This window comes from uncultured Roseibium sp., from assembly GCF_947494555.1.
Taxonomy (GTDB): Bacteria; Pseudomonadota; Alphaproteobacteria; order Rhizobiales; family Stappiaceae; genus Roseibium.
In genome coordinates this window covers 1-13,927 of sequence record NZ_CANLVF010000003.1, presented here as the reverse complement: position 1 = coordinate 13,927, position 13,927 = coordinate 1, and the positions used below count along the sequence as shown (strand labels likewise).

Annotated in this window: 13 protein-coding genes; 7 read left to right on the top strand and 6 right to left on the bottom strand. The window is 56.5% G+C overall.

Translation table 11 applies throughout. The features are described from left to right. Window positions 1-127: 127 nt before the first annotated feature. The 3 genes from Q0915_RS14835 to choV all read left to right on the top strand — a co-directional run bounded on the left by Q0915_RS14835 (window position 128) and on the right by choV (window position 3,043). On the top strand, window positions 128-1,081 hold the full coding sequence (locus tag Q0915_RS14835) for a choline ABC transporter substrate-binding protein (protein WP_299477011.1): 954 nt from the start codon (window positions 128-130) through the stop codon (window positions 1,079-1,081). A gap of 76 nt (window positions 1,082-1,157) precedes the next feature. Beyond that, complete coding sequence (choW, locus tag Q0915_RS14830) at window positions 1,158-2,000, top strand: choline ABC transporter permease subunit (protein ID WP_299474805.1); 843 nt, start codon at window positions 1,158-1,160, stop codon at window positions 1,998-2,000. Continuing rightward, window positions 1,997-3,043, top strand: a complete 1,047-nt coding sequence (gene choV, locus Q0915_RS14825; protein WP_299474802.1) for a choline ABC transporter ATP-binding protein — start codon at window positions 1,997-1,999, stop codon at window positions 3,041-3,043. Before choW ends, choV begins: the two co-directional genes overlap by 4 nt. An 18-nt stretch (window positions 3,044-3,061) precedes the next feature. Here choV and Q0915_RS14820 read toward each other — a convergent pair whose 3' ends face one another. Continuing rightward, a complete protein-coding gene (locus tag Q0915_RS14820; RefSeq protein ID WP_299474799.1) occupies window positions 3,062-3,445 on the bottom strand; it encodes a hypothetical protein in 384 nt (127 codons plus the stop codon). Window positions 3,446-4,072: 627 nt separating this feature from the next. Between Q0915_RS14820 and Q0915_RS14815 the strand changes: the two genes are divergently transcribed. After that, complete coding sequence (locus Q0915_RS14815) at window positions 4,073-4,660, top strand: hypothetical protein (protein WP_299544334.1); 588 nt, start codon at window positions 4,073-4,075, stop codon at window positions 4,658-4,660. A gap of 653 nt (window positions 4,661-5,313) precedes the next feature. Here the strand turns inward: Q0915_RS14815 and Q0915_RS14810 are convergent. After that, entirely contained in the window at window positions 5,314-5,526 is a 213-nt protein-coding gene (locus tag Q0915_RS14810) for a cold-shock protein (RefSeq protein WP_299484415.1), read from the bottom strand. A gap of 495 nt (window positions 5,527-6,021) precedes the next feature. On the opposite strand from Q0915_RS14810, the gene Q0915_RS14805 reads away from it, so the two are divergent. Together Q0915_RS14805 and Q0915_RS14800 are read left to right on the top strand one after the other, a co-directional pair. Next, window positions 6,022-6,576: a hypothetical protein gene (locus Q0915_RS14805; RefSeq protein ID WP_299484414.1), complete on the top strand. Its 555-nt coding sequence runs from the start codon at window positions 6,022-6,024 to the stop codon at window positions 6,574-6,576. A 129-nt stretch (window positions 6,577-6,705) separates the two neighbouring features. Then, window positions 6,706-7,065, top strand: a complete 360-nt coding sequence (locus Q0915_RS14800; RefSeq protein ID WP_299484413.1) for a BA14K family protein — start codon at window positions 6,706-6,708, stop codon at window positions 7,063-7,065. A gap of 144 nt (window positions 7,066-7,209) precedes the next feature. Here Q0915_RS14800 and Q0915_RS14795 read toward each other — a convergent pair whose 3' ends face one another. From Q0915_RS14795 to Q0915_RS14780, 4 genes are all read right to left on the bottom strand, one after another. Next, window positions 7,210-7,668, bottom strand: a complete 459-nt coding sequence (locus Q0915_RS14795) for a YaiI/YqxD family protein (protein WP_299484412.1) — start codon at window positions 7,666-7,668, stop codon at window positions 7,210-7,212. After that, the gene (locus tag Q0915_RS14790) at window positions 7,665-8,888 is read right to left on the bottom strand and encodes a TIGR03862 family flavoprotein (protein WP_299484411.1); all 1,224 of its coding nucleotides are present in this window, start codon (window positions 8,886-8,888) and stop codon (window positions 7,665-7,667) included. The genes Q0915_RS14795 and Q0915_RS14790 overlap by 4 nt, the downstream gene beginning before the upstream one ends. Window positions 8,889-9,015: 127 nt before the next feature. Further along, the gene (locus tag Q0915_RS14785; RefSeq protein ID WP_299484410.1) at window positions 9,016-9,804 is read right to left on the bottom strand and encodes a glycosyltransferase family 2 protein; all 789 of its coding nucleotides are present in this window, start codon (window positions 9,802-9,804) and stop codon (window positions 9,016-9,018) included. Between the two features lie 86 nt (window positions 9,805-9,890). Next, entirely contained in the window at window positions 9,891-11,561 is a 1,671-nt protein-coding gene (locus Q0915_RS14780) for an alpha-glucosidase family protein (RefSeq protein WP_299484409.1), read from the bottom strand. A 544-nt stretch (window positions 11,562-12,105) separates the two neighbouring features. Here Q0915_RS14780 and Q0915_RS14775 point away from each other — a divergent pair. Then, entirely contained in the window at window positions 12,106-13,272 is a 1,167-nt protein-coding gene (locus tag Q0915_RS14775; protein WP_299484408.1) for an acetyl-CoA acetyltransferase, read from the top strand. Window positions 13,273-13,927 lie beyond the last annotated feature (655 nt).

Genomic DNA, 13,927 nt, shown 5'->3' with positions numbered 1-13,927 from the left:
CCCGGGGCAGGGTCTTGGAGGATTGTCGCGGACACTTCAAATGTCCGTCCTTCGCGGGTTCTGGCGCTTTGCGCCGCGCAGGACCACGCACCCTGTAAAATAGATAAGTCAGCTTTCCGAAGGAGGTATACTCATGAACATTGCAGCGAAACTCGCTGGAGGTCTGGCACTTAGCCTGATGCTGTCCGGCACGGCACTTGCCAGCGACCCGGAGGCCTGCAAGACGGTTCGGTTCTCGGACGTCGGCTGGACGGATATCACGGCGACGACGGCAGCCACATCCGTGGTTCTCGAAGCCCTCGGCTACGAGCCGGAAGTGAAGATCCTCTCGGTTCCCGTGACCTATGCATCCTTGAAGAACAAGGACATCGACATCTTCCTCGGCAACTGGATGCCGACAATGGAAGGCGACATCAAGGCTTATCGGGAAGACGGGTCGGTCGAGACCGTTCGCGCCAACCTGGAAGGAGCCAAGTACACGCTCGCGGTTCCGAAATACACCTATGACAAGGGTCTGAAGAGCTTCCAGGACATTGCCAAGTTCCGGGACGATCTTGATGGCAAGATCTACGGCATTGAGGCCGGCAATGACGGCAATCGCCTGATTATCGGCATGATCGACGAAAACCTTTATGGTCTGGAAGGTTTCGAAGTGGTCGAATCCTCCGAGCAGGGCATGTTGGCGCAGGTCGCCCGCGCTGGAAAGCGTGACAACGACATTGTTTTCCTCGGCTGGGAACCGCACCCGATGAACGCCAATTTCGAGATGGCCTATCTAGAAGGTGGCGACGACATATTCGGCCCGAACTTCGGTGGCGCGACGGTCTACACGAACGTCCGCGCGGGCTACACCACAGAGTGCCCCAACGTCGGCAAGTTTCTTGAAAACCTCGAGTTCTCGCTGGCAATGGAAAACGAGATCATGGGTGCAATCCTCAATGATGGCGAAGACCCGAACAAGGCGGCCGCCGCGTGGCTGAAGGTACACCCGGCAACGTTTGAAAACTGGCTGGTCGGCGTCAAAACCTTCGATGGCGGCGATAGCTTCGCTGCAGTGAAAGGCGCCCTTGGCGTTGAGTAAGGCCTAATCTGGCGCCGGTGCGGATCATCTGCCCGGCGCTTTTCTTTTGGGAAAACAAAAATACCGGAGCAGCGGGTTGGACTGGTTGACAGAAAACAAATTGCCGATCGGACCATGGGCGAAGGCCTTTTTCGATTGGCTGACCGATAACGCCGCATGGGTGTTCGATGGCATTGCGATCTTTCTGGAGACGTTGATCGACGGAATATTGTGGCTTCTCCAAACACCGCCGCCATTGATCATTGTCGTCCTGGCGGTTGCACTCGGCTATGCTGTCCACCGGAAAATTGCGTTTGCGGCATTTGTCGCGATCGCGCTGCTGCTCATTTTAAATCAGGGCTATTGGGAAGAAACGACCGAAACGCTTGCTCTTGTTCTTGCAGCCGCTGTTGTCTGCATGGTCGTCGGCGTGCCAGTGGGCGTCTTGGGAGCCCATAACCCGCGCTTTTACGCGGTCATGCGTCCGGTGCTCGACCTGATGCAAACCATTCCGACATTCGTTTATCTGATCCCTGCGTTGATCCTCTTCGGGTTGGGCATGGTGCCCGGGTTGATCGCGACGGTTATCTTTGCAATCCCTGCACCCATACGCCTGACGCAGTTGGGCGTATCCTCAACCCCGAAGGCGCTTTTGGAAGCGGGGGAGGCATTTGGTGCCACCAAGTCCCAGCTTCTGTGGAAGGTGGAACTGCCCTATGCGCTGCCTCAGATCATGGCAGGCCTTACCCAGACAATCATGCTGTCGCTGTCGATGGTCGTCATTGCGGCATTGGTTGGCGCCGACGGTCTTGGTGTGCCGACGCTGCGTGCCTTGAACACGGTGAATATTGCGCAAGGGTTTGAGGTCGGGGTCTGTATCGTTCTGATCGCCATCGTGCTCGACAGGTTCTTCAGGAAAGAAGAGGGGGCCAAGCGATGACCGACATGTCCGGAACCCCGATTGTTACTTTCAAGGATGTCGACATCGTCTTTGGCGAGGATCCAAAATCCGCATTGCCCCTGATTGACGCCGGCAAGACGCGCCAGGAAATCCAGGCTGAAACAGGTCAGATCCTCGGTGTTGCGGGAGCGAGCCTCGATATTCACGAGGGCGAAGTTCTGGTGTTGATGGGCCTTTCCGGTTCCGGCAAGTCGACTTTGCTGCGCGCGGTCAACGGTCTCAACCCGGTGATCCGCGGCGAAGTACAGGTCTACGATGATAGCCGCTATGTGAATCCGGAAACCTGTTCATCCAATGAGCTGCGTGAATTGCGGCGGCACCGGATCGCCATGGTGTTCCAGCAATTCGGACTGCTGCCCTGGCGCACGGTCGCTGAAAATGTCGGCTTCGGTCTCGAACTTGCCGGAATGTCGGTCAAGGACCGCGCGGCCAAGGTAGAGACTCAGCTCAAGCTCGTCGGCCTGTCCGGTTGGGGTGAGAAATACGTCCACGAATTGTCGGGCGGCATGCAGCAGCGTGTTGGTCTTGCCCGTGCTTTTGCCACGGACGCACCGATCCTGCTGATGGACGAACCGTTTTCGGCCCTTGATCCCCTTATCCGCGACAAGCTTCAGGACGAGTTGCTGGATCTGCAAAAGGAACTGAACCGGACGATCATCTTTGTCAGCCACGACCTCGATGAGGCCGCCAAGATCGGCTCGCGCATCGCGATCATGGAAGGCGGCCGTGTCATTCAGCTCGGGACACCGCAGGAAATCGTCAAGAACCCTGCAGATGACTACGTGTCGGACTTTGTCAGCCACATGAACCCGCTCAATGTGCTGCGCGCGCGCGACATCATGGTGCCTCCGGGAAGCCTTCCGGGATCTCTTGCCAATGGTCCGACCTGCGAAAGCGGCACGCCCGTGCGCGAAGTCGCCAAGCTCAAGAAATCCAGCTCCGAACCCGTTGTCGTTCACAATGACGGAGCGATCGTGGGCGTCATCGGCGAGAAAGAACTGCTGGATTGCATGTTGAAGTGAGGAGTGCGGCGGCTTTCGCTAGTCAGAGTCGCCGCAAGACCCACCGGTGTCGAAGTCTGCTGTATGATCTTGGGCGGGTTCGCATGCGCTGGAATCGTTGTTATCCAGATGGCCGGAGTCGTCGCCGAACGAAAAGCCGAACGATGAATCACCTTCACCGCTCACGAGATCCTGGAACAGTACCCAGAGAAAAGGCGCAGTTAGGGCGGCATATCCAAAGCCGATCGCGAAAAGCAGGTCATTCACGGAATGGCTTACGAAATCCCGATTGAGGAAAAATACCAATACGATCAGCGGGCCGATCGTCAATACGCGAAGCGTTAGTCTGTGAAGTCCACCCTTCTTGAGTTTGGCCTCATAGGGCAACATTAGACTTTGATAAAATTCATAAATCTTGAGCATTGCAACTCCGACGCTATCACAGGTGGTAGTGGCAAGGAAACACCTGTAACGCCCATGTTCAATGCTGATAGGGCAAGGATGGTATGGGAAGACGGCTGCGACATTCAACTTGGGTCACCGCAAGAGATCGAACCCTGGCGAGGCCCGTATGTTGGACGTCGTTCGTCATGTGAAACAGCTCAACGGCCTCTGAGTGTGATCGCATGGCGCTTCTTCATGGCGCCAACGCTCTCATCAACGCATTGACTACCAACGCCATGGCGCTGATCAAATTCCTTGTGAATGGTTCGATACGCCGGAAATTCGCAGCCCATCCTTCGAGACGGACCTCCCGGTCCTCCTCAGGATGAGGTTGCTGAGAACAAACCTCGGACAAGAAGTTGCCAAATCTAAAGACCTCATCTTGAGGAAGCGCAAAGGCGCTGTCTCGAAGGATGGGCCAAGAAAGATGCAAGCGTGGATGCTGCGCTAGCATAAGGTGAGCCTGGAGGGCGCTGCGGAAACGCACGCCAGGTAAGAACGCCTTCGCGTCGCCTTGCTTGATTTCGACTACTTCACCTTCGTCATCCCGGACGCAGCGCAGCGGAGATCCGGGACCGGCGAGCCACAAACGGCCCTGGCTGGGTAATGATCACGCATATTGGGGCTCACCGTTCCCGGCGCGCACTCCGTTTGGCCGGGATGACGACGATGGTGGCGTTGCATGGAAACCATTCCATCAACTGGAGTGGCAAACAGAGCAAAGTGTTGGCCGAATGCGAGATCAACGCGAGCGATGTTTTGGCAATGCCTCACCTTCGTCATCCCGGACGCAGCGTAGCGAAGATCCGGGATCGGAGAACCACAAACGGCCCTGGCTGGGTAATGATCACGCATATTGGGGCTCACCGTTCCCTGCTCGCACTCCGTTTGGCCGGGATGACGACGATGGTGGCGTTGCATGGAAACCATTCCATCATCTGGAGTGGCATATGGAGCAAAGTGGCGGCCGAATGCGAGATCAACGCGAGCGATGTTTTGGCAATGCCTCACCTTCGTCATCCCGGACGCAGCGTAGCGAAGATCCGGGATCGGAGAACCACAAACGGCCCTGGCTGGGTAATGATCATGCATGTTTGGGCTCACCGGTCCCGGCTCGCACTTCGTTTGGCCGGGATGACGACGGTTGTGGCGTTGCCAAACCGGGACTACAACGCAACAATTGGTTGCCAATGAAGGTACTCTGGTGCGGTCTCCAGTGACCAGAGGTATCTCTGCTTTCGTCTTTGCAGTCTGTGATATTCCGGCGATACGGCACAAATCGAAAGCTTTCAGTGTCTGAAGCTGTTCTGAATTTATTTCGAGTGAGCCAATAAGTGCGGTCAATGCTTAAGTGGGCGAGTCTTCAGGAAGAAGGACAATTTGCTCAATTCGTATTTTGTGTGCCGAAAAGGACTGTGAGCAAAAATAGTGACAATAGGCAGAGAAGGCACATTGAAAACGATCCGAACAAAAAAAGCCTCGTGCGTTTCATTTTGGGTGAAAGCATAAGGTCATTCATAAATTCATTGGAGTGTTTTGCCCGCTCAGCGAAGTTCGCACGAGGGTAGTCTGACAAAAAGATGCTTTTAATTATCAGCGTTGCGAGAACTGTAAACGCTATGACGAATCCGATTATGAAACCTACAAGAAGGGCGATGGACACAATCTGCAGGGGGAGTGGCGAATCTGAAATGTTTAATGTCATATTTTCTCTCTTCCCAAAGCTGACTGCATTGTAGCAAGTGACCGTTTGCATGGGAAAGAAGTACGACACGCAAAAAACGGGGCCTTTTGGCCCCGTTTTCGTTTGTCTCAAGCGGACTCGAATGAAGTCCCGCGAAACTGGTTCAGAGCAGCTCGAGCTGTGCTGCCTGCTTGCCGCGGCCGCGCCGGTCGTCTTCGGCGACGAAAGAAATCTTCGCACCTTCAACTGGCGTACCGATACCGGCCTGCTCGAATGCGGTCACGTGGACGAAAACGTCCTTGCCGCCGCTGTCCGGTGTGATAAAGCCGAAACCGCGGTCGTGGTTGAAAAACTTAATGGTGCCGTTCTCACGCATGGAGAAACCTTTCCGTTAGTGTGTGCGCCTGCCCGTTCCCGGCAGAACGCGGATATACGAGAAGTCAACAAGAAACGGAAAGCTTGGGTATTCAGAGCAGTGCTTGATGGAGCGCTGCCGAAGTCAGTCTCACCGGGTCTTTCGTCATGTCCCGTACGACGCAACGCGCGCCGATGCGCGACAATGTAGGTCTGAGGCCGTGGCGTGGCAAGTGAAACAAGTGTGAGATTTCGCTTAGTTTGTGCGAAATGCAGATTTCTTAATGTCGTCCGGTTCCCACCATCTTTTTGACAAGCTGCGGTTCAAAGCTTCTGGTTGCAGCTCATGTAGGGTGGACAAGCATTGATCAGGTTAGCTTTTTTGGCTGTTTTGTGGACTGTCTCGATCGGCCCGGCGATGTCTGGAAGTCCGGTCCAAGCCGAGAAGACCTGCCCCGTCGGCGGCGAAAAGTTTAACATCGTCGAGACTGTGTCTTGCACCACCATGGGCAGAACCATGTCATTTCGACAGGTGACATCTTGTGACTTCGTTACGAGATTGCCGGTGTGTCCTTCAAACGGCCTGCCCCTTTATCAGGAGTTTTCGGAGCAGGAACTTGAGCAGCTGAAGACGTTTGTCGAGACCGAGGATTATCAGGTTATCCGGAAACTGCCCCCTTGGCAGCGCGCTTACAAGCTCGCAGAGGTTTTGCAGCATACGCGCACGAAAAGTGCTTTCCTGATTTTGTTGCAGGCCTTTTGGTTCGAGAACGAACAGCTTTTGAAAAATCGGGACCTGTTCAAGGAATTCGTCGTAGAGGCCGAGGGTGAATTTGGCCGGGTCGATAAAGAAAAGCCGTTTGTCGCGGCGATCACGGGATATGCGCTTGCTCTTGCGGACGAAACCGAACTTGCTGATGAGTGGTTGGCCCGCGCCGCGTCTTTGACCGACGCCATGGATGCGAAAAACGAAAACGTTGACTATCTTCGGGCTTACCTGTCACGCGTCAGCGAATGCCAGGAAAACATGGCGTCGCAGGAGTGTCACCCTGACGCTGTTTTTCGGCCCTGACGACCAAATTTCCGTAAAGTGACCTCTTGTGACCCCAGTCACAGAGAGGAATATTCGGTGCGGCTATTGTCCTTTCATGAGGTGAGGCGGAGAGACAGTGATTGCCTCGCAACCATGAAGGGACACGGAATGTTCAAGAAAATCGCAACCACATCCACTGCGCTGGCTCTTGTCGCCGGTGTCATGCTTACCTCCCAGACGACAACCGCTCAAGCCGGCAACAATGGCTGGCGCGTCGGTGCCGGCATCGCCGGTGGCCTCGCAGCAGGTGCAATCATCGGTTCTGCTCTGTCCCGCCCCCGTTACGTGGCACCGCGTTACTACGCTCCGCCGCCTGCATATTATCCGGCACCAGCTCCGGTCGTGACCTATCGTCCGGCACCGTGGTCCCCGGCCTGGTACAACTATTGCCGCGCCAAATACCGTTCGTTCAACCCGAACACAGGCTACTTCCTGGCGTATTCCGGTCAGTACAAGTTCTGCCGCTAAGCGCTTCGGGTTTTCAGGAACCGGGCATCCGGTTCCGGCCAGTTAAATGACAATGCAACAAAGCCGGCAAGAAAACGACACCCGCGTGTGTTTCCGGCGTTCTCCCTGCAAGGTTCTCCTCCCAGCCTTGCAGGGAGTTTTCGTTTAGCCGCCGGAAATTCGTTTGGCAGCCCGCATGATCGTTTCCAGCTGATTGAGAAACCGCGACCTGTCGGCCTTCGTAAAGGAAGGTCCGCTTTCACGGATTTCACCGGTTTCCCGCAAATGCGTGTTCAGGTCGCGCATCGCAAGCCGCATGCCCATTGCGTCTTCGCGAAAGGGCTTGCCGGTCGGGCCGATCACCAGTGCACCGGCATTAACACAGCGCGACGCAAGTGGCACATCGGCCGTTACAACGACGTCGCCTGCCTTTGCCCGTTCCGCAATCCAGTTATCGGCTTCATCCGGACCTTCGGGAACGACAACGCGCTCGATAAGGTCGCCGTCGGGCAACCGCATCCAGCTGTTGGAGACGAATGTGATTGTCACATTGTGACGTTCTCCAACGCGTATCGCCTCGTTTTTCACCGGGCATGCATCGGCATCTACATAAAGGATCGTCATGAGCTCGTTACACAGCTTTTTTGTTCGAGATAACGTTTGATGCCCTCAGCGGCGCGGTGGCTCGTTGCAAAACAGGCCTGCAAGAGGTAGCCGCCCGTCGGGGCTTCCCAGTCGAGCATTTCTCCGGCGGCAAAAACACCGGGCAGTTTCTTGAGCATCAAATCCGGGGTCAGTTCAGTGAGAGTGATGCCGCCTGCCGATGAGATAGCGCGGTCGATCGAGTAGGGCGCCGTGCAAGTTATCGGCACGGACTTGATCAGGCCGGCAAGACCCGTGGGGGTTTCGGGCAAGGGGCCTGCTTCCCGCAGCAGCGCCATCTCAAACGGTGTCCCCTTGAGGCACTTTTTCAGGAAAGTGGAGAGAGACTGCTTGCCCCGCGGGCGCGAGAGCTTTTCGGTTATGACGCTTGCATCCATGGCCGGGCGCAGGTCGAGCAAAAGCCGTGCGGAACCGGCCGTGTTGATGGTCTCGCGGATATCCGCAGACAAGGCATAGACAACGCCTCCCTCAAGACCCTTTTCCGACAAAATCGCTTCGCCGAACCGGCTTGTCTCACCCATCCTGAATTCGACCCGTTTTAACGGATGACCTGCGAACCGTTCCTTGAGATAAGGGCTCCATGAAACGTGAAAGCCGCAATTTGCCGGCTGAAACGGTGCGATGCCGACACCGTGTTCTTTGAGGATAGGAACCCATTCCGCGGTGGAACCAAGCTTCGGCCAGCTCGCGCCACCGAGTGCAAGCAGCATGGCGCGCGCTGGAAAGGGGTGTGGATCTTCGTCTCCGGATTGCACCAGAGCTTCTCCGGATGAACTCAGCCCGGCGAACCTGTGACGCGTCAGCAATTCGACACCGTTGGTTTGCAATCGGCGCAGCAGCGCGCGCAGCAGGGGCGAGGCTTTCATGGAGGTTGGGAATACCCGGCCGCTCGAGCCGACAAATGTCGTCTGACCGAGCTCATGGCACCATGCGGCCAGGGCATCCGGTGGAAAGCACTCGATCAGTGGGGCAAGAAAGGGGGCAGCGTTGCGGTACCGCGTAACGAACGTCTGTAGATCCTCACTGTGCGTGAGGTTGAGACCGCCGCGTCCGGCCATCAGAAACTTGCGGGCGGGCGACGGCATCCGGTCGACAACAGTCACCGAGTATCCCGTGGCGGAGAGTTGGTCGGCCGCATAAAGCCCGGCGGGACCTGCGCCAATGATAAGCACGTCAAGCATGAGGCCTTATAAGGCGACATCGGCCGATCACGCCACCACTGAATGCACAATCAAAGTGGCCATTGCTTGTCATACGTGTCAGCTGATCGGAGTGAGAAAATGGGCGAACCTGACCGGTCCACCGGCGCTATCGCTTGGAAGTCTTGTCCAGCAAGTCTGCTTCATAAGCCTTCGCGACCCGCAGGAAACGTGCGTGCGCGTAGTTCACTGAAAGAATGAAACCCCACCAGCCGTACTTCCGGTACTTGCGGACGAAATAGGCCTTGAAAAAACTCACCGGAAATTCTGTCAACAGGCGGGAACGCGGCAATGAACGGCCGCGGGCGCGCATGTCCTCAACCTGCATTCCGGAATAGCGATTGTATTTGCCAACCTGAAAATCAAGCGAGCGGATCGAACGGTGCGCCATGATGCCGGAAAGGTTATCGATCCGGGCATCCTCCTGTGGCCTGACTGTGTCATGCACCGTTGAGTCCGAAAACCGACCCTTGCGCCGGTCGTAAAGGCGGATCTGGTGATAGCCATAGGCCCACGGCGCAGGCGCCGTTTCATGGGCATACATGTCCCGGATCATGATGCGCCAGCCGTCGGCATTCGCATAACTGCGATCCGCGAATTTTGTCATTATCTCGTCGGCAAGTTCCGGTGTGACTTCTTCGTCTGCATCCAGGTTTATGAGCCAGTCGTTGCGGCACTGGTCCTCGCCATAGCGCTTCTGCGGACCATAACCTTCCCACTCCTTGTGAACGACCCTGGCACCAAGCCCTTCGGCCACCGCGATCGTGTCGTCGGTGGACCCGCTATCGACGACGATGACCTCGTCAACCCAATCGACGACGCTTTGGATCGGGCGGGCGATCCGGTCGGCCTCGTTTTTGGAGATTATGAATGCGGACAGGGGCAGGCGGTCGGTCATTCAGGGTCCGGCTGGTTATGGAAAGGGCCGGCAGGGGCCCGGTGCGCCTTTTTAGCCGCACCGGGAAGTGTTTTGAAGCAGAGAAATCAGGATTTTACGCGGGCAAACACAGCGTCCAGGCCTTCAAGGGCCAGAGTGCCCTTGTGAACGGTCCCGGAAAAGCCCGGAGCGTTGAGATTTTCAAGCTCAAGTCCTTCCAGGATCAAAGTCGCCGGCGTTTCGGCGAGATTGAACGCGCAAAGGACGGTCTCATTCTCGTAGCTGCGGGTGAAGACAAGGGTTTCGCCTTCGCTCTCAAGGAAAACCATGTCTCCTTTCTTGAGCGGGGCAACACTCTGGCGCCAGGCATAAAAGGTCCGGTTACGATTCAGGATGGAACCGGCATCCTTGTCCTGCTCGAACGCGGCAAGTTGCAGATGTTCGGCGGCAACCGGCAGCCAGGGGTCACCGTCCGAAAAGCCGCCGTTTCCATTGTCTTTTACCCACGGCATCGGCGTGCGGCACCCATCCCGGCCCTTGTATTCGGGCCAGAACCGGATGCCGTAGGGGTCCTGAAGCTTCTCGAATGGGACTTCAGCCTGCGTCAGACCGAGTTCTTCCCCCTGATAAAGGCACGGGGTTCCGCGCAGGGAGGCACACAGCGCGGTTTCGAGCGGCGCGAAGCGGGCAAGATCCTTGCCGTCTCCCCACCGGCTGCCGACGCGTTTGACGTCGTGGTTGGACAGCGCCCAGCTGGCCCAGCCCGAGCCTATGCCGGAATTCATCTCTTCGACGATCCGCCGGATATAGGCGGCCGAATGTTGCGGCGTAAGCAGATCGAAGCTGTAGGCCATGTGGATACGTTTGTCCGCATCCGTGTAGGACGCTGTCAGCTCCACCGCCTGGCCGTCCGCACCGATCTCACCGACCGATGTCGACCCCGGGTACTTGTCCAGAAGCGCCCGGAAGCGCTCAAGGAAATCCAGGTTCTCTGGACGGGTCTTGTCGTAGACATGATCCTGGAACCCATACGGGTTGGTCGGGTCAACCGTTGAAGGTGCTTCGTCGGCGCTCAAGGGCGGATTGTCTCTCAACTCCGCGTCGTGAAAATAGAAGTTCACCGTATCCAGACGGAAACCGTCGACCCCGCGGTCGAGCCAGAACCGGGCCACATCCAGAACGGCGTCCTGGACGTCCGGATTGTGGAAGTTGAGGTCCGGTTGGCTCGTCAGGAAATTGTGCATGTAGTACTGGCAACGCCGGCTGTCCCACTCCCATGCCGGGCCGCCGAAAAGCGAAAGCCAATTGTTCGGCGGCGTTCCGTCCGGTTTGGAATCCGCCCAAACGAACCAGTCCGCCTTTGCATTGTCCTTAGAGGAACGGCTTTCCCTGAACCAGGGATGCTGGTCGGACGTGTGCGAGATCACCAGATCGATCATGACTTTGAGGCCACGCTCATGCGCGGCCTTGGCCATGCGGTCGAAGTCGGCGAGTGTCCCGAACATCGGGTCGACGTCCTCATAGTCGGAAACATCGTAACCGAAATCCGCCATCGGCGAAGTGAAGAACGGGGAAAGCCAGATCGCGTCGACACCAAGCGACGCGATGTAGTCCATGCGTTCGGTAATACCGTTGAGGTCACCGATGCCGTCTCCATCGGAATCATTAAAGGAACGCGGGTAGATCTGGTAAATAACGGCTCCACGCCACCAGTCCGGGTCCTTGATGATCTTTTCAGGCATTACGGCCTCGTGGCCGGTGTCGGCTTCCTCAAACATTGCCGGTCTCCGTTCCGCGATATGCAGCGGGGTTGTACTCAAAGCGCTTTGAATGGCTATATGCCGCGGATCATGAGGTCAAGTTACAACGCACAAAAAGCAGTGCGTATGACCAAAATTGATTGAAAGTGCGTGCGATCAGCCGCTCTGAAACGAAAAAACCGGCCCTGCGAAAACAGGACCGGCATTGCCAATAAAACAGCTCAAAAAACGAATTTGTTCTGAACGGCTTTCCCGATAATCGCCAAACATGACAGGGGTATGAACAAAACTACGCAGCCTGTAATCGCGAAAAAAAAGAACGTTGTGCCAAATCGCTACGAGAGAATATTGAGAGAAATTATTTTTCGATTATATCTTTGATAAAAAACAAGAAAAAGACGCATAATGACGTTTAGGTCAATTTCTTCTTGCAATAACTCTTGGAAGCTGGGACTGTCCGGACCAGATAAGGTTCCATAGTGTCAGGGTAGGTTGGTCGCAGCGCATGCGGTTCGCGTTATCGCGCCCTTGCCGGACACTGGATGCAATTGGAGGAAATCTCATGACGGCAGCGATGGTGGGATGGGCTCATATGCCCTTCGGAAAGCACGCGGAAGAAACGGTCGAAAGCATGATCGTCAAGGTGGCGGTCGATGCCATTCATGATGCCGGTATCGCACCGGAAGACGTCGATGAGATCCTGCTTGGCCACTTCAACGCGGGATTTTCGGTTCAGGATTTCACCGCTTCGCTGGTTTTGCAGGCCGATCCTGCCCTGCGTTTCAAACCGGCAACGCGCGTGGAAAACGCCTGCGCCACCGGTTCTGCCGCAGTCCATCAGGGCGTGCGTGCGATCGCTTCGGGTGATGCCCGCATTGTACTGGTCGTCGGGGTTGAACAGATGACCACAACGCCAGGTCCGGAAATCGGCAAGAACCTTTTGAAAGCTTCCTATCTGAAGGAAGAGGGCGACATTCCTGCCGGGTTTGCGGGCGTCTTCGGCCAGATTGCGGACTCCTATTTCCAGAAATATGGCGACCAGTCAGACGCCCTTGCAAAGATTGCAGCCAAAAACCACAAAAACGGCACCGGCAATCCTTACGCCCAGATGCGCAAGGATCTCGGGTTCGAGTTCTGCCGCGCGGAGAGCGAAAAGAACCCTTACGTCGCCGGACCGCTCAAACGCACCGATTGCTCGCTTGTGTCCGACGGCGCGGCGGCGCTGGTGCTCACCGACCCGGCAACGGCGCTCGGCATGAAAAAGGCCGTTGCCTTCCGCGGCATGGCTCATGTCCAGGACTTCCTGCCGATGTCGCGCCGCGACATTCTGAAATTCGAAGGCTGCTCGAAAGCCTGGGGTGAGGCGCTTGGCGATGCCAATCTCGCGCTGGAAGACCTTTCGTTTGTCGAAACCCACGACTGCTTCACCATCGCCGAACTCCTGGAATACGAGGCCATGGGCCTTGCGTCGGAAGGCGAGGGAGCGAAGGCGATCCTGGAAGGCTGGACCGAAATGGGCGGCAAGCTGCCGGTCAATCCGTCCGGCGGCCTAAAGTCCAAGGGGCATCCGATCGGTGCAACAGGCGTTTCCATGCATGTCCTCACCGCCATGCAGCTTACCGGCACGGCCGGCGACATTCAGGTCAAGGACGCCGAAATCGGCGGCATCTTCAACATGGGCGGCGCCGCCGTCGCCAACTTCGTCTCCGTCATGCAGGCGATGCGGTAGCGACAAGTCTTTCCGATTGAAGAGCCGGCGGTTTGCGCCGGCTTTTTTGTGTCAGACCCGTTTTCCTTGTCATCCCGGTTTGGTGCTAGCCAAGACCGGGATCCAGTGGTCTGTGACTTGAAGTTATGGGCACTACTTTGAAACCGGTGACTACTGGATCCCTGCCTGCGCAGGGATGACAATTGGGTTGCCGTGAGACGAAAAACATCCACCGTCATCCCGGCCAAGCGAAGCGCGAGCAGTGACCTGTGGCGTCTTCAATTTTGCGGCGCCACCGTCGCCAACTTCGTCTCCGTCATGCAGGCGATGCGCTAGGCAACCGATTGCAAAGTTCAATATTGGCGATTTCCCTGCGCTTTATGACTGAGCCTTTGTTGTCATCCCGGTTTGACGCACCAGCGGCAAAACCGGGATCCAGTGGTCTGTGACTTGAAGTTATGGGCACTACTTTGAAACCGGTGGCTACTAGATCCCTGCCTGCGCAGGGATGACAACTGGATTGCCGTGAGAGGAACATTCACGGCCGTCTTCACAGTAAAACGCGGCGCGAGCAGTGACCTGTGGCATCTTCAACATGGGCGGCGCCACCGTCGCCAACTTCGTCTCCGTCATGCAGGCGATGCGCTAGGCAACCGATTGCAAAGTTCAATATTGG